Annotated in this window: 19 protein-coding genes and 1 tRNA gene; 15 read left to right on the top strand and 5 right to left on the bottom strand. The window is 44.2% G+C overall.

Features of this window, described 5'->3' with window-relative positions; all coding sequences use genetic code 11:
* The first annotated feature begins 30 nt into the window (after positions 1 to 30).
* From NIES208_RS05225 to NIES208_RS05210, 4 genes are read left to right on the top strand one after another with little or no spacing between them, the layout of a single operon-like run.
* The gene (locus tag NIES208_RS05225) at positions 31 to 309 is read left to right on the top strand and encodes a BrnT family toxin (RefSeq protein ID WP_075890430.1); all 279 of its coding nucleotides are present in this window, start codon (positions 31 to 33) and stop codon (positions 307 to 309) included.
* Positions 272 to 538 (top strand): hypothetical protein, encoded by a 267-nt coding sequence (locus tag NIES208_RS05220; RefSeq protein WP_075890428.1) that lies wholly within the window; start codon positions 272 to 274, stop codon positions 536 to 538. Before NIES208_RS05225 ends, NIES208_RS05220 begins: the two co-directional genes overlap by 38 nt.
* Positions 535 to 762 (top strand): DUF4926 domain-containing protein, encoded by a 228-nt coding sequence (locus NIES208_RS05215; RefSeq protein WP_075890426.1) that lies wholly within the window; start codon positions 535 to 537, stop codon positions 760 to 762. The genes NIES208_RS05220 and NIES208_RS05215 overlap by 4 nt, the downstream gene beginning before the upstream one ends.
* A 30-nt stretch (positions 763 to 792) precedes the next feature.
* Positions 793 to 1,308, top strand: coding sequence for a DUF3592 domain-containing protein (locus NIES208_RS05210; protein ID WP_075890424.1), 516 nt, complete (start codon positions 793 to 795; stop codon positions 1,306 to 1,308).
* Positions 1,309 to 1,338: 30 nt separating this feature from the next.
* On the opposite strand, the gene NIES208_RS05205 is transcribed toward NIES208_RS05210, so the two are convergent.
* Positions 1,339 to 2,166 carry a DMT family transporter gene (locus NIES208_RS05205; protein ID WP_075890422.1) on the bottom strand — a complete coding sequence of 276 codons (828 nt, stop codon included), beginning with the start codon at positions 2,164 to 2,166 and terminating at the stop codon, positions 1,339 to 1,341.
* 90 nt (positions 2,167 to 2,256) lie between these two features.
* Between NIES208_RS05205 and NIES208_RS05200 the strand changes: the two genes are divergently transcribed.
* Positions 2,257 to 2,895, top strand: a complete 639-nt coding sequence (locus tag NIES208_RS05200) for a DUF3386 domain-containing protein (protein ID WP_075890420.1) — start codon at positions 2,257 to 2,259, stop codon at positions 2,893 to 2,895.
* 101 nt (positions 2,896 to 2,996) lie between these two features.
* On the opposite strand, the gene NIES208_RS05195 is transcribed toward NIES208_RS05200, so the two are convergent.
* From NIES208_RS05195 to NIES208_RS05185, 3 genes are all read right to left on the bottom strand, one after another.
* Positions 2,997 to 3,818, bottom strand: a complete 822-nt coding sequence (locus NIES208_RS05195) for a lipase family protein (protein WP_075890418.1) — start codon at positions 3,816 to 3,818, stop codon at positions 2,997 to 2,999.
* Between the two features lie 104 nt (positions 3,819 to 3,922).
* On the bottom strand, positions 3,923 to 4,678 hold the full coding sequence (gene mddA / locus NIES208_RS05190; RefSeq protein ID WP_075890416.1) for a methanethiol S-methyltransferase: 756 nt from the start codon (positions 4,676 to 4,678) through the stop codon (positions 3,923 to 3,925).
* A gap of 22 nt (positions 4,679 to 4,700) precedes the next feature.
* Positions 4,701 to 5,195: a DUF3592 domain-containing protein gene (locus tag NIES208_RS05185; protein WP_075890414.1), complete on the bottom strand. Its 495-nt coding sequence runs from the start codon at positions 5,193 to 5,195 to the stop codon at positions 4,701 to 4,703.
* Positions 5,196 to 5,575: 380 nt separating this feature from the next.
* Between NIES208_RS05185 and NIES208_RS05180 the strand changes: the two genes are divergently transcribed.
* The 5 genes from NIES208_RS05180 (at position 5,576) to ylqF (ending at position 9,451) form a co-directional block, all read left to right on the top strand.
* Positions 5,576 to 6,778 (top strand): glycosyltransferase family 2 protein, encoded by a 1,203-nt coding sequence (locus NIES208_RS05180; protein ID WP_084176543.1) that lies wholly within the window; start codon positions 5,576 to 5,578, stop codon positions 6,776 to 6,778.
* 41 nt (positions 6,779 to 6,819) lie between these two features.
* Complete coding sequence (locus NIES208_RS05175) at positions 6,820 to 7,140, top strand: thioredoxin family protein (protein ID WP_075890412.1); 321 nt, start codon at positions 6,820 to 6,822, stop codon at positions 7,138 to 7,140.
* 145 nt (positions 7,141 to 7,285) lie between these two features.
* A tRNA-Thr gene (locus tag NIES208_RS05170) sits at positions 7,286 to 7,358 on the top strand.
* Positions 7,359 to 7,479: 121 nt separating this feature from the next.
* Positions 7,480 to 8,397 carry a phosphodiester glycosidase family protein gene (locus NIES208_RS05165; protein ID WP_075890410.1) on the top strand — a complete coding sequence of 306 codons (918 nt, stop codon included), beginning with the start codon at positions 7,480 to 7,482 and terminating at the stop codon, positions 8,395 to 8,397.
* 217 nt (positions 8,398 to 8,614) lie between these two features.
* Positions 8,615 to 9,451 carry a ribosome biogenesis GTPase YlqF gene (gene ylqF, locus NIES208_RS05160; protein ID WP_075890408.1) on the top strand — a complete coding sequence of 279 codons (837 nt, stop codon included), beginning with the start codon at positions 8,615 to 8,617 and terminating at the stop codon, positions 9,449 to 9,451.
* A gap of 307 nt (positions 9,452 to 9,758) precedes the next feature.
* Here the strand turns inward: ylqF and NIES208_RS19605 are convergent, their stop codons facing one another.
* On the bottom strand, positions 9,759 to 13,490 hold the full coding sequence (locus NIES208_RS19605; protein ID WP_075890406.1) for a PQQ-dependent sugar dehydrogenase: 3,732 nt from the start codon (positions 13,488 to 13,490) through the stop codon (positions 9,759 to 9,761).
* 426 nt (positions 13,491 to 13,916) lie between these two features.
* On the opposite strand from NIES208_RS19605, the gene NIES208_RS05150 reads away from it, so the two are divergent.
* The 5 genes from NIES208_RS05150 to lpxB all read left to right on the top strand — a co-directional run bounded on the left by NIES208_RS05150 (position 13,917) and on the right by lpxB (position 17,971).
* Positions 13,917 to 14,168: a TIGR03643 family protein gene (locus NIES208_RS05150; protein WP_075890404.1), complete on the top strand. Its 252-nt coding sequence runs from the start codon at positions 13,917 to 13,919 to the stop codon at positions 14,166 to 14,168.
* Between the two features lie 109 nt (positions 14,169 to 14,277).
* The gene (locus NIES208_RS05145) at positions 14,278 to 15,354 is read left to right on the top strand and encodes a DUF928 domain-containing protein (RefSeq protein ID WP_084176542.1); all 1,077 of its coding nucleotides are present in this window, start codon (positions 14,278 to 14,280) and stop codon (positions 15,352 to 15,354) included.
* Between the two features lie 128 nt (positions 15,355 to 15,482).
* A complete protein-coding gene (gene fabZ, locus NIES208_RS05140) occupies positions 15,483 to 15,950 on the top strand; it encodes a 3-hydroxyacyl-ACP dehydratase FabZ (RefSeq protein ID WP_075890400.1) in 468 nt (155 codons plus the stop codon).
* A gap of 50 nt (positions 15,951 to 16,000) precedes the next feature.
* Positions 16,001 to 16,798: an acyl-ACP--UDP-N-acetylglucosamine O-acyltransferase gene (lpxA, locus tag NIES208_RS05135; protein ID WP_075890398.1), complete on the top strand. Its 798-nt coding sequence runs from the start codon at positions 16,001 to 16,003 to the stop codon at positions 16,796 to 16,798.
* Between the two features lie 3 nt (positions 16,799 to 16,801).
* Positions 16,802 to 17,971 carry a lipid-A-disaccharide synthase gene (gene lpxB, locus NIES208_RS05130; protein WP_075890396.1) on the top strand — a complete coding sequence of 390 codons (1,170 nt, stop codon included), beginning with the start codon at positions 16,802 to 16,804 and terminating at the stop codon, positions 17,969 to 17,971.
* Positions 17,972 to 17,980 lie beyond the last annotated feature (9 nt).

Below are 17,980 nucleotides of genomic sequence, written 5' to 3'. Positions count from 1 at the left end.
ACACTAAAATAGTAGTGGCTGTCCAAACCCATGCAATTTGAGTGGGATGAATCCAAAAATCTCTCGAATATTCAGAAGCACGGCATTGATTTTGCTGATGTGCCCATAATGTTTGAGCGAGAAATGCTATCTAGACTCGATGATCGATTTGATTATGGAGAAGAGAGATGGATTGGCATTGGTTTCATTCGTCGCGGCGTTGCAGTAGTGGTTTGGACAGAACGCTATCAAAATACCATTCGCATTATTTCTGCACGAAAGGCTAACCGTTATGAGCGCAGACAATTTGAAGCCTACATCTCAAACTAATTGGGAAGCTTTGGAGTCAATATCAGATGAAGATATTGATTACTCTGATATTCCGCCGCTGACAGAAAGTTTTTTTGCGGAAGCGACTTTAAAAATCCCTGCAAATAAAGCCAATAATTTTATCGAATTAGATTCCGATATCTTGCAGTGGTTACATAATCAAAATCAAGAACCAAAAGACTTGGTCAACTCTTTACTACGGCAATATATTCAGACTCAAGCTTTATGAATTACTCGATTAAACTACTGGATGTCGTAGCTTTAACTATCGATTTACCAGATTGCAATTTACCGAGAGGACAAGTTGGTACAATCGTCGATATTTTGGCAGAAGGAAAAGCTTTTGAAGTGGAGTTTAGCGATCGCCAAGGCCGGACGTTTGAATTTCTTGGTTTAACCTCAGAGCAATTTATGGTGCTACATTTTGAACCCATCATGCCTATTGCTGTGTAGTACGGCGATCGCCCCTCTTTACAAAATCCCATGACACAACAACTTCAACCTTGGCAATATTGGTCATCGGCTATCTTTGCAGGAACCACAACCATTGGGGGCGCTGCACTAATAATCTTTGGCATCAGCTTTTTGCGGGATGGTTTTGCCTCAAAAAATTGGCCGACAACAACAGGCGAAATCAAGGCTGTCAATATTGTGCGGGAGTTTAGAGGGAGCGGTAATACAAGACGAGTGACCCATCATTTGACCCTCAACTATAGCTACCAAGTCGGAGGCATTTCCTATACAAATACTCGTTATTCCCTCGGAGATGGCTCGACCGCCAGCAAACGATATCGAGAAAGAAGTCAGGCGATCGCCGAAAAAAACACATATCCCATTGGCAGTAAGATCGATGTGTATTACAAGCCCACAGAACCCAGTTTTGCTATCCTCCAACCCGGTACAAATTTCGGTACCTTTGTCCCATTGGTTTTGGGGACTTTCTTTTTGCCCAGTGGCATTATGCTTTTTGTTTTTATATTGAAATATCCACCACAATAAAAAGGCGATCGCCACAGACTTTTACGACAACTATTTCTTTAAAAAGAAACTTCCACCAAGAATTAACGATGCCCCTAGAATAACATTAGGAGAAAGCTGCTCCTTAAAAAATAAAACCCCAAAAATAATCGTACTTAAAACCTCCAAATAACACAAAATCGCAGTTGTCGAAGCCTTCAATTTATTCAGAGCCGAGAAAAATAAAACAAACCCCACAAAACCAATTAAAAACCCATAGCTAATACCCATTGTGGATTCAAACAGATTTGGAAAAGGGCGGGTGAAAAGCAAAAACGGAAACGCTAAAGTTCCCGCAAAAAAGTTTTGGTAAAAAATCAGACGATACACAGAAAAAGTTTCTGATTTTTCCTTGTACATAACAACAGTACAGGCGACAAGAATTGCCGAGATTAAGACACTCGTTAAACCAAGAAAATTACTACTCGATAAACTAATTTCTCCCTCGGCATAGATCACAATGATGCCCAACAGAAAGCACGGTAGAAGCAAAAGATTGCGCTTGGGGATCGCTTCTTTCAAAAACACCCAGCTAAATAATGTCGCAAATAACGGCCAAGTGTAGAGAATGATCACCGCACTGCTCAGATCTGCGTAGCTAAAGCCAATCACGTAGCACAGTCCGCGAATGGCATCGAGAAAAGAAATGAACAGCAGTAAAGGTGATGCGCCCCAAAAAAGAGGCTCCTTACGATAAAAAAATATTCCAGAGACAATGGCTAAAGGAATACCCGCTCGAAAAAAAGTTGTGACAAAAGGAGAAAGATCAGCAAACTTAATAAACACCCCTGATGACCCTAACAGCACCGTGGCGATCGCAATTTGAAGCACAGGATTCATAACAGTTCGGTATTCCCCTAGTAATGAGGTAGAGCAGATGGTTATCCTAGATAAGGAAAAAATTCGTGAACACTGCTGGAGTATAAAACAATGACGCAGACATTGACTGCCCAAGATGCCTTTCGTGCCGCCTACGACAATCGCTACACATGGGACAAAGACTTTCCCGGCTTTACCGCCGATGTCACCTTTACCCATGGCGAGGAGAGCCATAGCGGTCAAGTTACTATCAAGCCAGACATGTCCTTTGAAGTGACAGGCATCGAAGACGAAGCTGCAAAAAAAGAAATCGAGGGGCAACTCTGGGAGATGACGATTCACCGTGTTCGCCGTACCTTTGAAGAGAGCCACGGCAAAAACTCCTTTGAGTTTGGTGAAAAAGATGCCAATGGCGCACAGGAAATTAAAGTAACTGGCGCTTCTATGGGCAACAGCTACAAAATCAAAAACGACACTGTCACCTTCGTTAATCGTAAGATTCGCAATGTCATCGTCAACATCAATACCTTTGAAACCCTAGATACAGACGAAGGCTATTTATCCCTTGGTTACGACTCGGTGTATTTTGATGCTGAGACAAAAGAGCCACAAGGTGGCACAACCCTCTTTCGAGATAGCTTCGAGAAAATTGATGGCTACTATGTCTTAACAAAGCGTGAGATTACATCTAAAGAAAATGATGAAGTTGTTGGGGAAAAGGTTTTTACTTTTTCTAATATCAAATTCTAATCACTTTCGTTTGTTTATTTAAATAAATAATATGGGTAGAAATTGTAAGTTTAAAGCTTTAATTTCTACCTTTTTTTGTCTTTCTTTCATATCTTTCTTTTTTATCTTTTATAGGCTTTTAAAGCGAGCTGAATGTACTCCGCCATACTATGGTCGCCGATACCGTCTGGGTCGAGGTCAAAAACGTCGCGATAACGACCTTCGAGACGATCCCAAAATCTTGCCCACCAAGATAAATTGCGATCATTGCGTAGCCTTCCCCTTGCGTCAAAATACATTAATCTACCGACATGGCTATAGCCAAAAATTTGTGGCGGCACTCTCGTGACAACGTCGTTATTGTTGACACACCGAAAGGTGATATTTTTGAGCTGCGAGTTAAAGGCAATGGAAAACTTCTGGCTACCAACGCGCGGTTGGCCAAAGGTATATAAGCCGCTCACCGGAATTTGGGAATTGTCTAAATGCAATTTTGCGGTGGCAAGGGTGGCTAAAGCTCCCCCCAGACTATGACCTGTGAGCCAAATGGTTTGGTTGGCGGTTCTTAGGGCTTGGATTTCTGTTTCTAGTTCAGGCCAGAGGCTATTGAGTGCTGCATTAAAGCCTCGGTGCACTGTTCCTAAGGTTTTGTCCTCTGAGAAATTGGTGCGAATCGCTTTGGTATTGGTCGCCCAGTCGGCAATTTTTCTTTCGGAACCTCGAAAGGCAATGATGATTTTTTGGCGATCGCCCACCACAAAACATTGGGTGTCGGTATCTGGATTGGAGAGAAAGAAGTTTCGACCTTCAAGGTCAAAGCCAAGATTTTTGAGGGATGCCTCAATTTTCTGTTTGGGCTGATAAATAAGATTGGCACAATAAGCAAGACAAACTAAATTCGCTTTACTAAGAGACTTGGCTCTGGGGTTAAATCTAAGTACCATTGTTTATTCCAATAACCTCACTAAAAATATCATAGTCACCATAAAAAGCTGTATGGTCTAGGTCGTGATATAAGTTAATGGGAATTAAAGATTTTATGTTAAATTTAGTTTGTCTTCCTAAATTTTAAAAGATCAGGAAATAACATTGGGACTTGCTTTTGGTAGGTTTTGTATTGTTCACCATGGTGGGTAATTAAATCTTTTTCTTCTAGCTTAATACCCACAAAAATATAAGCGGAAAATAGGATGGCAAAAATTAAATGGGATAGGGTCATTTTGGGGGTGCACCATACTCCCAATAAAACGCCACTATACATGGGATGGCGGACAGTTTGATAGAGTCTTGGTGTGATGAATTCTAATTCTAAATAGGGTTGATTGCTGAGATTAAAGTAAACTTGTCTTAGGCCAACTAAATCAAAGTGGTTGATACTAAAGGTAGACAAGGCTACTAGTAGCCAACCGACAAAACTTAAGCTATATAGGCTATAAAAAATAAAGGGATTTGTGATCTCCCAAATGGAAATTCCGAGGGGCTGCCAAGCAAAAATTACGAAAATTAAAATGACGCTAGCAGCTAGAACGTAGGTGCTTCTTTCTATCGGTTTTGGAATAAAAGTTGTCCACCATTGTTTGAAGTGCTGACGTGCCATGCCACTATGCTGCAAAGCAAATAAGCTCACTAAACTAGTATTAATAGATAAAGCTTGCCATAGGGCGATCGCCTGATCTGAGTCTAGGGTCTTTGGTAAGAAAATATTTTCAATAAAGCATATAAGGATTAATACTGAAATAATGAAGGTAATATAACAAAAAATACCGTAAACAAAAGCAAGTACTCTACTGATTTTATTTGACATTGCTAAGATAAAAAAGATTATATTATATGGGATTTTGCAAGCTAGAAAATAGTAAGCGTAGGCCACCGGAACAAAGGAGAAGTCCTAATGTTACTGGCATGAAAGTTGTCAACTTTAGATGGGGGGTGAGCACGGCAGAGCTTGGATTTTTTGGGTTGTAGTAAACCGTAATTTTGCTATTAATCGGATATTTGTTTTGTGTGGCGATCGCCTGGCTTCTATTACGAAATCTCTGGCTTGCGATATTACCATTTCCAAACGAATGGCGATCGCCTATATAGGCTGTTTTATCGACAATATAGCCGTAGGAAAGTGATAAATGATGGGTTGGGATGTTCCGCTTACCGCGTGTTTCACGCACTAATTTTGTTGATCTAATGTAGCCTTCTGTCGTCGGCCAGTTTTGTGCGGCGATCGCCTCTTCGATAAGCCCAAAACCGAAGATACTGATGCCGCCACCGCCGATGATGAGGAATCCAGCAATCCCTAATTTCAACCAATGTTGTGATAGTTGCATGTTTGATGGCTCTCTATGAGAGTATTTTTGTCACAGTGGCGATCGCCTATTTTGACAATACCAAATACTGGGTTAACTAGATTTTTTTCGCCGTACAGTAGCCGGATTATTTTTTTTGAAAAGTTATGTTTAAAGGGAAAAGGGTTGTTATCTAAATTCCACTGTTAGAAATGATTTTGATTTTATGGATTTGATGTTTAAAATCTATTTTTTTTGGATTAAATTTTGTTTTTTATATTAAAAAGAATATTGTATTTTGTATCGTAAAAATTAAGAAATAAACTGTTTTTCTGAAAATATCTTTGATGTCTGATGTTCGACAATTTTCAGGTACAATTTTGTTTGTGTATATTTAGAATTTACTGGCTACAACGAAACCCATGAAAGATCGCTTGAGTCTCTGCATGATTGTCAAAAATGAGGCTGATATTCTCGCAGACTGCCTCAGGAGTGTGCAGGATGTCGTAGGTGAAATCGTGATTCTCGATACGGGTTCGACGGACGATACGGTGGCGATCGCCGAGAGTTTTGGCGCAAAAATTGGTCATTACGAATGGTCAAATGATTTTGCGGCGGCGCGAAATGAAGCCCTCAGGTTAGTCACGAAAGAATGGATCCTTGTACTGGATGCCGACGAAACCCTGAACCAAAGAGCCATTGTCGATATCGAACAGGCGATCGCCGCGCCAGATACTTTAGTGGTGAATCTCGTGCGGTACGAAATTGGGGCAGCCCAGTCTCCCTATTCTTTGGTGTCGCGCCTATTTCGTAATCATCCCGCTGTGAAATTTGAGCGCCCTTACCACGCCATGATCGACGATAGCGTGGCCGAACTGATGACCGCAGAACCCCAGTGGCAAATTACAGATATTGATACTGTCGCGATTTTTCATACGGGCTACAAACGCGAGGCGATCGCCAAACTGGAGAAAAGCACCCGCGCCAAACGGGCAATGGAAGCTTATTTCGCCGACCATAAAAATGACCCCTATGTGTGTAGCAAATTAGGAGCAATTTACGTTTATGAAGGACTAGCGAAAAAAGGTTTAAAAACCCTAAAACAAGGGCTTAAATGTAGCGCCAATGCCAGCCCAAATCTTTTGTACGAATTGCACTATCACCTCGCTAATGCTTTCCGCAAGCAAGACGAAACCGATAAGGCGATTAAACATTACAACCAAGCCATTGAACAGCCAATTCTCAATAAATTAAAAATTGGCGCACATCATAATCTCGGAGCACTCTTGCAGACCCTCGGCAAGGCTGATGAGGCGATCGCCCAACATCAAACAACAGTCGTCATTGACCCGACCTTTGCACCGGGGCACTATCACATGGGTATGGCACTAAAAGCTGTGGGTCGCGCTGGTGATGCCATTAAAGCCTACGAACAATCTTTGAAATATGATCCTTTGAATCCTTGGGCACACCAGAATCTGGCTGCCATTCTCTATCGCATTGGCCAAATCGAAGAAAGCGCAAAATTCTTTAAACAGGCGATCGCCCTCCACGAAGAGCAAAATCCCCAAGAAGCGGCTAAACTCCGGGCAAAATTAAAGGATCTTTTCAGCGAAGCATTCTAAATGACTCGTGCAAGTAACTCATATATTGAAAGATATCCATAATGGGCAAAGCTGAATTTATAAAAGACGAAATGGAGCTAGAGGTGCTGCTGGGCAGTGCATCAGTTCTGGTGGTTGATTGCATGGCGATGTGGTGTGAGCCTTGTCAGTTGGTTGCTCCCTTAATAGACCAGCTCGCAGAAAAATATGGCGATCGCGCGACAATCCTCAAACTTAATGTCGATGAAAATCCGTTTGTGGGACCGAGATTTGGGGTGAAGAGCATTCCGACAGTACTGTTTTTTAAAGACGGCGAGTTGCAAACAGCAATTACCGGCGTAAAACCTTACGAAACCTTTAGCAGTACCCTAGAAAGTTTTTGACCTAATTTTTTTATCTATCATGAGTGGCGATCGCCCTCCACAAAGAGCAAAATCCCCAAACAGCGACTCGACCCCGCACCAAACTAAAAGACCGAATCAGTTAGTCTCTTGAAAAAGTATAGTAAAATCAATATCCAGAAAAATTGCTAACGTAGCTCAGCTGGTAGAGCAACGCATTCGTAATGCGTAGGTCGTGGGTTCAAGTCCCATCGTTAGCTTGGCATAACTTAAAATACTTGCAGCATGACCGGATTGGTCAGGTAAAGGATTTTATTTTTTTCTGGAGTGGAAAAAGTAAGATTTTCAGAGTGATGGAATCATCTCACGGTCGCGAAATTTATGCTCAAATCACCCCAAAAAATATCTCCGAAACCTAATGCAAAAAAACATTGGCGTTCTTGGTTACTGGGTATTAGCGGTGTATCTTGTTTGTTGGTCTTGGGGGCGATCGCCGGATTACGCAGCTTACGACCAGCCCTAACGGAAGATTGGCAACCAATTTACCAAGGCGTTGATTTATTAGTGACCGAAATACCGGACAACCTTGGGAAAGGTCGCATGATGGCGGTACGAGTGCAGTGGGATACGCCGGGTTTGGAGATGCAACACCGTGAGCCAGATTTTCCTTTACCCGCCGAACCGTGGAACCAAACAGAAGGCGATCGCCTATTTAAACTAACCCTTGCCGATTGGGCATTACAGCGACAGCAACCCTCGATTTTTGTAAATACCACCCGCTATACCCCCCACCAAATTTGGCGCTCAATCCCCGGCAATGCCGTTACGACCCTTGAGACTTTAGTGATTGATGGTCAAGCAAGTCACCAGCACAAACATAGCTATTTATTGTGGTGGGATAAAGCCGGTAACGCCCGCATAGAAACCAATAAGCCACCAACAACAGAAATATTACAAACCGCAGTTTTAGGCATTGGAGTACAGGGAGTGTCCATTTCTGAAGGGCAAGCCCGTCCCGGCGCAATGAGTGGTTTTGCCGATCCCATTCCCCGCACCTTTATGGGCATCGATAACACCAATAAATATCTTTACTTAATTGCCTTTGAAGAAATTACCGATGCCGGCATGGTCGAAATGGCGATCGCCCTTGGCGTACAAGACGGCGCAATGGTAGACAGCGGCGATGCAACGCACCTATTAATTGGCAAAGACGCAAAAAACATTACTGCCCATACAGGTATCCGTAACCGTCGCCCCCTAGCCGGGTATCTCCTGATTTTTGCCGAGCCATTACCCTGAAGATTTGCTACGAAGACCAACCAGTAGGTTACATTAGAGTTCTTGCAAAAGCAGATTCAGTATTAAGTAAACATCCTTCCTTGGGGAAGGTGCCGAAGGCGGAAGGGGTTTCAGTTGGTTATTGGACTCACAAAGAACCCGCCCCTAATCCCTCCTACAAGGAGAATTTTGGTGGTTTACCCAAGCAATCTAGAAACAATCACCTCAGTTTAGACCCATGCCCCAGCCGATCCAGTGGTATCCCGGACATATCGCCAAAGCCGAACGCCAACTCAAAGAACAACTCAATCGCGTTGATGTGGTCTTAGAAGTACTCGATGCCCGCATCCCCTTTGCGTCCCACCACCCCCAATTTGACGAATGGGTGCAAGACAAACCGAGGGTAATTGTAGTTAACCGTCGAGATATGATTCCCAGCGAAACCCTCACCCAATGGCGAGATTGGTATCAAGAGCAAAAACTCCAACCTGTCTTTACCGATGCGCGTCAAGGCAAAGGCGTAAAAGGCGTGATTAAAGCCGCCCAAATTGCGGGTAAAGCCATGAACGATCGCCGGATTTCCCGCGGCATGAAACCCCGTCCCGTTAGAGCCGTGGTGATGGGATTACCAAACGTCGGCAAATCAGCCCTGATTAATCGTCTCGTCGGCAAAAAAGTCGTAGCTAGTGCCCGTAAAGCCGGGATTACCAAGCAATTACGCTGGGTAAGAATTTCTGATCAGATCGAAATGCTCGATGCGCCCGGTGTGATTCCGTGGAAACTAGACGACCAAGCTAATGCCGTAAAACTCGCCATTTGCGAAGATATTGGCGCAGCATCCTACGACAATGAATTGGTCGCCCAAGCCCTCGTAGAACATTTAGTAGCGCTAAATTTTGGACAAGTCTTAGGCGATCGCTACGATCTTGACCCCACAGAAATGTCTGGCGAAGACTACATCATTGCCCTAGGAGAACATCGCTTTCAGGGCGACAAAGAGCGCGGCGCAGTCACCTTACTAAACGACTTTCGTAAAGGTAACCTAGGCCCGATTCCATTAGAGTTACCCACTTGACTAATGCCCCAAATCTTTAACAAAAACAATTATAGTAATTGCGATTAAACAATAAAGAACTTTAATCCTTCCCCGGATAAGGTGCTCGAAGAGCAGAAAGAGTTTCGGTAGATTGCGCAGCCCATGGAGAACCCACCCCTAGCTTCTCCCAAGAGTGAGTTTTTTTCATCCTTATTCGCAATTCCCATACTTCTACCACCGTGAAGTTAGTAAAAGTAGTCGTATCCGAGTCACTGTAAATGTTAGGCGAATATCCCCATAGCCATTCAGTTAAAGTTTAGAACTTGTCATAGACCAGAAATTCTTACTAGAGCCAGGCCGTAGAATCAACCAACTCAGCAGAGCTGGGTAAAGGCGCAGGACTAGAATTGCCCGTAACATCAATGATGCCGCCGTCAAACTGGTAATAACGCTCCAAACCACTAGTATCACTGGCAATGCCCTGTTCCATATTGGCTGCAATCTCAGCTTGGGAACGGGCAATCGACCAAATACGAAGTTCATCTAATGCGCCATCTAGACCTCTGGATTGAACACCAGTACCAATGTAATCGACGAGGAAATCATCAGTCCAAGTATCAGAAGATGTAGCATCCAAAACACCATCAATATAGATTTGCGTAATGCCCGCTTCTCGAACAAAAGCATAGTGCTGCCATTCCCCAGTTGTGGAAGATTGGTTGGCAATAACAGGATCATAGTTGCTGTAACTAGAACTGTAGAGACGAGCTTTACCAGCGTGGAAGTTTAAGTCATTACCATCACCAAAGGTTCCTGAGCTAACGAGAGCATCTTTATTGTTAATAGATTGACCTTCAGTGAATTTGACCCAAGATTCGATGGTGAAGTCGCCAGATAAAGTGAGGTCATCGATATCGACACCACCACGGCCGTTAAGGGAAAGTGCTTGGTTTGGTGTGGGTAAAGGAGTGTCAGATTCTACAGTGACAGTGACGGTAGCAGGATTAGACCAAGCACCTTCATCATCTTGAACGCGATAAGTAAAAGTATCGACACCAGTAAAGTCAGTGGTGGGTGTATATTCAGCATGCCCGAAGTGATGAGGCCCTTTGTTTCGCTCGTCGAGTTCTGCTTGGGTATCCATCATCTCCAAGGTGCCATGGCTAGGCCCATCAAGAATTTCAACAACTTGAGGGTTGATGGTGCCATCAGGGTCAGAGTCGTTATCAAGGATGTGAAGATGGGTGGTGCTGTTAGCGAGGACAGTGGCTTCGTCATCGACAGCAATGGGAGATAAGTTACCGATAGGTTCAGAGATGATGGGTATTGTTGATGGCACTAACTGAGCAGAGCTGGGGAGAGGTACGGAATTAGAATTGCCTGTAACATCAATGATGCCGCCGTCAAACTGGTAGTAACGCTCCAAACCACTAGTATCACTGGCAATGCCCTGTTCCATATTGGCTGCAATCTCAGCTTGGGAACGGGCAATCGACCAGATACGTAGCTCATCCAACTCACCATTGAGGCCAGCTGATTGAACACCGGTACCGATGTTGTCAATGACTAAAGGGTCTACCCAGGTTGTTGTTTGGGATTGATCGAGTTGGCCATTGACGTAGATTTTCATTACGCCGTTTTCTCGGGCGATCGCATAGTGAGTCCACACATCAGCTTCACTTTGATGATTCGCGATAATTACATCTCCACTCGTTGAGCTAAAAAGACGAAATTTACCGGCGTGAAAGTTTAAATCATTGCCACTGCTAAAAGTACCTGAGCTGATTAACCCATCAATATTATTAACGGGATTATTTGGCGCAAACTTCACCCATGCTTCTACGGTGAAATCACCAACATCCTGTCCTACTACGAGATTCGGGACAGCAATCCCTCCAGTCCCATTTAGAGCTAGAGCATTATCGACAAAGTCACCTTGTTCGTAAACTGGTCGAAATGTGACATCTTGTTCTGGAACTATAAATTCACGGACAGGGTTAGTATTTGTTGGATCATCTTCCCAATGGGAGAAGGTATATTCAAAGCCCTGATAAACATAGCTATATTGGGCTTCAATAGTGTGGTTAAAATTAATAACAGTGTCGTGAGTAAAGTCCCCCAGGCGAGTGAGACCATCTAAGGAGAAAAGATAGTTGTCAATGGGGGCATCAAAAGTTACGTCCACTTTTTCGGGGCGAATAATTACTGACTGGGTGGTGCTGATACCGTCACTATCTGTAGCTGTGAGAAAGACTTCGTAGCCTGTATCGGAGCTATAATCGTGACCAAAGTCTTCAATGGTAAATGTCACACCACCTGTTTGATTCGGTACACCACTAATGCCCGGATGGGTATGTTCGTTGTGTAAGAAAATAGCTGACCATACGACGTTATCATCTGATAACACTCCATCTTCTGGGTCGATGGCACTGCCAGTGAAGGTCAAGGTTTCGCCTGCCCGGAAAAGTCCACCTTCTAAAGGTGTGGCAATGGTTACTTCTGGTCTTTGACCGACAATAATGGTTTTTGAGTCGAATACTGTGGCGGCTCCATTTTCATCGGTAACCACAAGCTCAACAGTGTATTGACCTTTTTCGGTATAGGTGTAGGTTGGGTTGGGGTCTGTTGATGTGGCTGTGTCACCAACGCCGTCTCCGTCAAAGTCGATGCCGTCCCCAAAAGACCATAGATAACTTAAAGCATCTCCATCTGGATCAATGACATCAGCCTCAAAGGTTACTGTGTGGTTAACGACAGGGCTTTCTAATTCTTCTGGGGTTAGGATAATGCCTGCTCCGGCTGGGGCGGAGTTGCCTTGACTCCAATCTAAGCGGTTGACAGCTCCTTGAAATGTAAAAATATTACCCGTCTGAAAGGTGGTGATGTAGTAAAGAGCGCCATCGGGACCTTCTTCGAAGGCTAGTACTTGACCTGTTGCGTTTTTAAAAAAGTTGTCTTGAACGACAACGGGGCGATCGCCAGAGTAGTCTAGCTCTAGATAACGAATCCAGTTCCGAACCCAATCCCCATAAAAATATGCCCCTTGATATTCCTCAGGAAAATCTGTACCGCGATAAACTAAGCCCCCTGTCACAGAAGCCCCGTTCGCCCCAAAGTACGGTACTGCACCTTGTCCGGGACCATTTAGATGAGGGTAACTATGAAGGGGATTACCGGGATCATTTGTGGGGTTAAAAAATCCTTCATAAGCTGGCCACCCATGGTTTGCACCAGGAGCTGCAATATGGATATCTTCTTGAGCTGTCCGATTATTGTTGCCCCCCACTTCCCCGATAAATAAAGTCTCAGATTCTTGGTCGTAAGAAGCTCTAAAAGGATTACGTAGACCGTAGGAATAAATAGTTTGTAAAATGCCTGCGGAATTGGCGGCAGAACTTGTGTCAATTTCCGGTGTGTAGCTCCCTGCTGTTGCTGCCTCATAGTAAGGATTATCAGCGGGAATAGAACCATCCGTTAGATTAATGCGGTGGACTTTTCCATCATCGTGGGTCAAATCTTGCGACTTCGGCCCATCAAACTCTTCTCCGACAGTGATGTAAATTTTATAAGGGCTAGGATCATTTCCATCAATGGGTTCATAGGCAATCGCTAGGCCTCCCCCCTGATGGCAACAGCTAGAGACAATGTCATGTTCCTGCCACAGGACAGTTTCGTTACCTATTTCGCCTCGACTGGATACACCACCGCTATTTTCTACGTGTTGGAAGCGTGAAACGGTTGTTCTACTCTCATCACTATTGGTGTAGAAGAGATAAAAGTGGCCATTTGTTTCAAAGTTCGGATCAAGTTCAATGGCTAGTAAGCCCCGCTCTTTATCGTCAAAAACTTGATCGCTTAGATCCATGTATATTTCAGTATTACTATTCGGAACTGTTGGATCTTCAAAAATCTTGATTAATCCACTTTTCTCGATAACCAGCATGCGACCATCTGGCAGAAAAGCCATATCTGTGGGCAGCACTAAACCACCAGCTACTTGGGTATCAATAAACTCTCCAGATGAATTGTTGTGATCGGAGTTGTGGTCGGAGTTATGTGAATGTTGGTGGTTGTCCATTGTCAGTAATACTTACGAAGGCTGTTACTACATATTGTGGCACTGCCCAAAACATACGTAAGTGCTAATTTGTTTGTGAAGTCGATAACTCTGCAAAGGTAAGATAAACATTTGGCAAAGATAAGATGAAGTGAAAATTTGGCATGAAATTGTAATGGTTTTGAAGGTTCTCTCACATGGTGACTGTCTGCCAAAGGCAAGTGTGTTTGACAATTTTTTAGGTGGTGTATGAGGTATTGAATATTTTTGGCGATCGCCGTGTTCAATGAGACAAGAAATGCGGCGCAGTCACCTTACTAAACGACTTTCGTAAAGGTAACCTAGGCCCGATTCCATTAGAGTTACCTGTATAACTTTTTCGGTGGATTTTGCGTTAAGTTAATTGACTCAAGTTAATGACTGTGACAAATTTAGCCAGACGAAAACATGGATATCAAGAATTTAGACAGTGCAACCATTGACCGAGTGATTGAAATGGCGTGGGAAGACCGCACTACCTTTGACGCTATTGAAATGCAATTTGGTTTTAAAGAACAAGAAACCATTGAAATCATGCGTCGCTACATGAAGCGCTCTAGTTTCAAAATGTGGCGTAAAAGAGTCACGGGTCGCAAAACGAAGCATGCGAAAAAACGTCCTTTTATCGAAGGTCGCTTCCGTTGTCCTGATCAAAAATAATTTAGTGCTGTGATTTTTTTAGTTTGAAGATTTAACAAAGTCTGCGTCAGTATATTGCATTTGTCATGCCTGCAAGGGAATGGTTTTAGTAGTAGCTACAAGGTAAGGGATGATGAATAAACAAAAGTTACTTTTTGGGACTTTCGGATTGGTTTGCAGTGTGAGTCTAAACCTGACACAGGCGATCGCCACACCCTCTTCCTCTCAATTTTTGTCGGAAAGCAAGAACAATATCGCCACAATACTTCCCGTGCCGCCAAGTAGTGCTCGCAGTGAAGCAACCTTTGGAACTGGACATGTAGGAGGCATGAAACGATGCGGTAAAAAAATGAATTGGGAATTATTCCGTCTTTTATTGCCGACAGGGGATGTTGTTGAGACATTAGCTACAGAGCCAAGTCTCTGGTTTTACCTTCCCGCCCCCGTCAGAAGACCTCTGTATGTTAAAGCAGAATTTACTGTGTGGCGTAGCAGTAACGAACCCGAAGAAGAGGACGATCTGATTCACTCCCAAACTATTCCAACTCCATTGGCGGAGAGTGGTTTACTCCAAATTCAACTGCCCAAAAACCTATTGAAAGAGGATGAAGAGTACTGGTGGGATTTCACTGTGCAGATGGATTCTTTTGACCGTAGTGCAGATGCTTATATTCATGGTGCGCTGCGTTTACAAACGATAGAACAAATTTCATTATTAAAGGATGCAAACACCCTAGAAAGTTTAATTAAGGTACTAAAAGGTGAAGGCTCATATTTATCCTTCGATCAAAAACGCGCTTTAGAGCTTGCTTCAAGCCTCAAAGATAGTTCTAACAAGAAGGCGATCGCCAAAGTCGAAAAAGAATTACGCCAGCATTTTATGCAGATCCACGAAGAATATGAACAACTTAATACATTAATTTCAACATCATCGAATGCCTCTGATTTTTCATCTATCGGATTTCCATTTCTCACAGTCGTTCAACGTCAGAAAATGTTGGAGTTAGCTCAGTTATCAGCTTTTTTCAATATTTGGGGAGACACCATGAATTTTGCTGCACTCAACCGTGAAGCCCATCCAGAATTATGGGAAATGTCCTTAGAAAAGATTTTTCGTGACCATGAGCTGACTGCTGAACTTAACCAAAAGGAAACGATTGAGAACATTCTGGACGTGTTTAGTGAAGCGCCAGATTATCCGCGCTAAGAATTGAGAATGACCCGTTAGGCGATCGCCGGAATACTTACCGTAAATTTATGGGGGAATCCCGTAGCGTTAACAATCTGTAGTAATCTAAATTAGCCCTTTGGGACTGTCATTTACGCTCAGCTTCTATGACCACAGAAAATAACGGAACTTTATCCCAGCCCATTCCCGTCGAAGAGATTCAGAAATTCCTACCACACCGATACCCCTTTGCCCTCGTGGATCGCATCCTTGAGTATGCTCCCGGCGAAAAGGCCGTTGGCCTAAAAAATATCACCTTTAATGAGCCCCATTTCCAAGGTCATATTCCCAATCACCCGATTATGCCCGGTGTGCTGATGGTGGAAGCGATGGCACAGGTTGGCGGTTTTATTTTGACCCAGATGCCGGGGATGGAAAATACATTTTTTGGGTTTGCTGGCATTGATGGGGTGCGTTTCCGTCGTCCTGTTGTGCCGGGGGATCAGCTAATTATGACAGTGGAGTTGATTACGGTAAAAGCCAAGCGTATCGCCAAGATGAAAGGCACAGGTACAGTGGACGGTAAAGTTGCTGTTTCCGGTGAAATGCTCTTTTCGCGCCTTGATTTTGAATAGGCGATAACAACATCTTTCTAAACTACTATGGAGCAAGCTGGAGAATTCCGTTGAGTACTCTGATTCATCCCACGGCAGTGGTACATCCAAAAGCCGAGATCCATCCGTCCGTCCAGATCGGCCCCTATGCTGTCATTGGTGAGCATGTCAGTATTGGTGCGGGTAGTGTTATCGATGCCCATGTGATAATCAACGGTCGCACAACGATTGGTCAAGGGAATCGTTTTTATCCGGGTGCTGCCATTGGTCTAGAGCCTCAAGATTTGAAATATCAAGGAGCTGCCAGTTTAGTCCAAATCGGCGATCGCAATACATTTCGGGAATATACAACGGTTAATCGGGCGACGGCAGAAGGGGAAAAGACCATTATTGGTAATAATAATTTGCTGATGGCCTATGTCCATGTTGCCCATAATTGTGTGCTTGCGGACAACATCGTTATTGCCAATAGTGTGGCGATCGCCGGCCATGTGGAGATTGAGTCCCGCGCAGTAATTGGCGGGATGTTAGGGATTCATCAGTTTGTGCATATTGGCAAAATGGCAATGTTGGGGGGCATGAGTCGCATTGATCGAGATGTGCCGCCGTTTATGTTGGTAGAAGGGAATCCTTCAAGGGTGCGATCACTCAACCTCGTTGGACTGAAGCGAAGCGGTCTTAATCGCGCTGAAATGAAATTATTAAAAAAAGCTTTTCGAACACTCTACAGCTCCGATCTAAAAATGTCCGATGCAATAGCCAAGCTAAATACCCTCGGTGAGCATGAACATCTCCACCATCTCCAAACTTTTCTTGAAACAGCCCTCCAACCGGAGCGACGCGGTTTAACGCCGGGGAAACGGAGTTAAGTAATGCATATTTTTATTAGCACCGGGGAAGTATCCGGTGATTTACAGGGCAGTCTTTTAGTCGAAGCGCTATTTCGTCAGGCTGAGGCACTCAATATTGATCTAAAAATCACGGCGCTGGGGGGCGATCGCATGGCGGCGGCGGGGGCTGAACTGCTGGGGAATACCACCCGTATCGGCTCCATTGGTCTGGTGGAATCGTTACCCTATATTATTCCGACTTTACGGGTACAAGGACAGGCAAAACGTTATCTCAAGCAGAATCCCCCTGACCGGATTATTTTGATTGATTATGTCGGGCCGAATATTGCCATCGGTAATTTTGTGCGCCGTCGTTTGCCGCAGGTTCCTGTGTTTTATTATATTGCCCCCCAAGCTTGGGTCTGGTCGTTTAATGACCGCAATACTAAGGCGATCGCCAAGGTGACAGATCGTATTTTGGCGATTTTTCCTGAGGAAGCCCGTTATTTTGCCGAGTACGGCATTGACGTAAATTACATTGGCCATCCCCTTGTGGCAAAGATGAAGCAATGTCCGAATAAAATGGATGCCCGCGATAAATTAGGGCTAAATCCAGATCAAAAAATTGTGACGTTGTTACCGGCATCCCGTCGCCAAGAATTGAAATATCTATTGCCCAGTATTGTGGGGGCGGCCAAAATTCTCCAGCAACGTATCCCTAATCTGAAATTTTTAATTCCAGTCGCATTGCCCCATTACCGTAATGCCATTGCAACAGCCGTTAATGAGGCGGGTTTGAACGCGATTTTAATTGAGAATCCCCACTATGCTCCCGTGGCGATCGCCGCTGCAGATGTAGCGATCACAAAATCAGGCACAGTCAATCTAGAAGTTGCCCTGCTGGATGTGCCCCAGGTGGTGCTCTATAAAATCCATCCCCTCACCGCTTGGATTGCCCGATGGATTGTGCGTTTTTCGATCCCGTTTATGTCTGCGGTGAACTTGATGCTGATGCGTGGCATTGTGCCGGAATTGTGGCAGGAAGAAGCCTCCGCTGAAAATATTGCCAAAGAAGCCCTCAGCTTGATTCATGCGGGCGATCGCCGCGATCAGATCTTCGCCGATTATGCCGAAATGCGCTCCGTAATGGGTGATGGCACTGCCTGCGATGTGGCAGCACGGGACATCCTCACCACAACGATTTCACGCTAAATCCAGTTG

It is taken from the genome of [Limnothrix rosea] IAM M-220, assembly GCF_001904615.1.
GTDB lineage: Bacteria > Cyanobacteriota > Cyanobacteriia > Cyanobacteriales > MRBY01 > MRBY01.
The sequence above is the reverse complement of the archived record's forward strand: the minus strand, read 5'-3'. Positions and strand labels throughout refer to the sequence as shown.

Excerpts from the sequence above, each read along its gene's own strand:
- NIES208_RS05225 (WP_075890430.1), top strand. The coding sequence starts at position 31 with ATGCAATTTGAGTGGGATGAATCCAAAAATCTCTCGAATATTCAGAAG.
- NIES208_RS05220 (WP_075890428.1), top strand. The coding sequence starts at position 272 with ATGAGCGCAGACAATTTGAAGCCTACATCTCAAACTAATTGGGAAGCT.
- NIES208_RS05215 (WP_075890426.1), top strand. The coding sequence starts at position 535 with ATGAATTACTCGATTAAACTACTGGATGTCGTAGCTTTAACTATCGAT.
- NIES208_RS05210 (WP_075890424.1), top strand. The coding sequence starts at position 793 with ATGACACAACAACTTCAACCTTGGCAATATTGGTCATCGGCTATCTTT.
- NIES208_RS05205 (WP_075890422.1), bottom strand. The coding sequence starts at position 2,166 with ATGAATCCTGTGCTTCAAATTGCGATCGCCACGGTGCTGTTAGGGTCA.
- NIES208_RS05200 (WP_075890420.1), top strand. The coding sequence starts at position 2,257 with ATGACGCAGACATTGACTGCCCAAGATGCCTTTCGTGCCGCCTACGAC.
- NIES208_RS05195 (WP_075890418.1), bottom strand. The coding sequence starts at position 3,818 with ATGGTACTTAGATTTAACCCCAGAGCCAAGTCTCTTAGTAAAGCGAAT.
- mddA (WP_075890416.1), bottom strand. The coding sequence starts at position 4,678 with ATGTCAAATAAAATCAGTAGAGTACTTGCTTTTGTTTACGGTATTTTT.
- NIES208_RS05185 (WP_075890414.1), bottom strand. The coding sequence starts at position 5,195 with ATGCAACTATCACAACATTGGTTGAAATTAGGGATTGCTGGATTCCTC.
- NIES208_RS05180 (WP_084176543.1), top strand. The coding sequence starts at position 5,576 with ATGAAAGATCGCTTGAGTCTCTGCATGATTGTCAAAAATGAGGCTGAT.
- NIES208_RS05175 (WP_075890412.1), top strand. The coding sequence starts at position 6,820 with ATGGGCAAAGCTGAATTTATAAAAGACGAAATGGAGCTAGAGGTGCTG.
- NIES208_RS05165 (WP_075890410.1), top strand. The coding sequence starts at position 7,480 with ATGCTCAAATCACCCCAAAAAATATCTCCGAAACCTAATGCAAAAAAA.
- ylqF (WP_075890408.1), top strand. The coding sequence starts at position 8,615 with ATGCCCCAGCCGATCCAGTGGTATCCCGGACATATCGCCAAAGCCGAA.
- NIES208_RS19605 (WP_075890406.1), bottom strand. The coding sequence starts at position 13,490 with ATGGACAACCACCAACATTCACATAACTCCGACCACAACTCCGATCAC.
- NIES208_RS05150 (WP_075890404.1), top strand. The coding sequence starts at position 13,917 with ATGGATATCAAGAATTTAGACAGTGCAACCATTGACCGAGTGATTGAA.
- NIES208_RS05145 (WP_084176542.1), top strand. The coding sequence starts at position 14,278 with ATGATGAATAAACAAAAGTTACTTTTTGGGACTTTCGGATTGGTTTGC.
- fabZ (WP_075890400.1), top strand. The coding sequence starts at position 15,483 with ATGACCACAGAAAATAACGGAACTTTATCCCAGCCCATTCCCGTCGAA.
- lpxB (WP_075890396.1), top strand. The coding sequence starts at position 16,802 with ATGCATATTTTTATTAGCACCGGGGAAGTATCCGGTGATTTACAGGGC.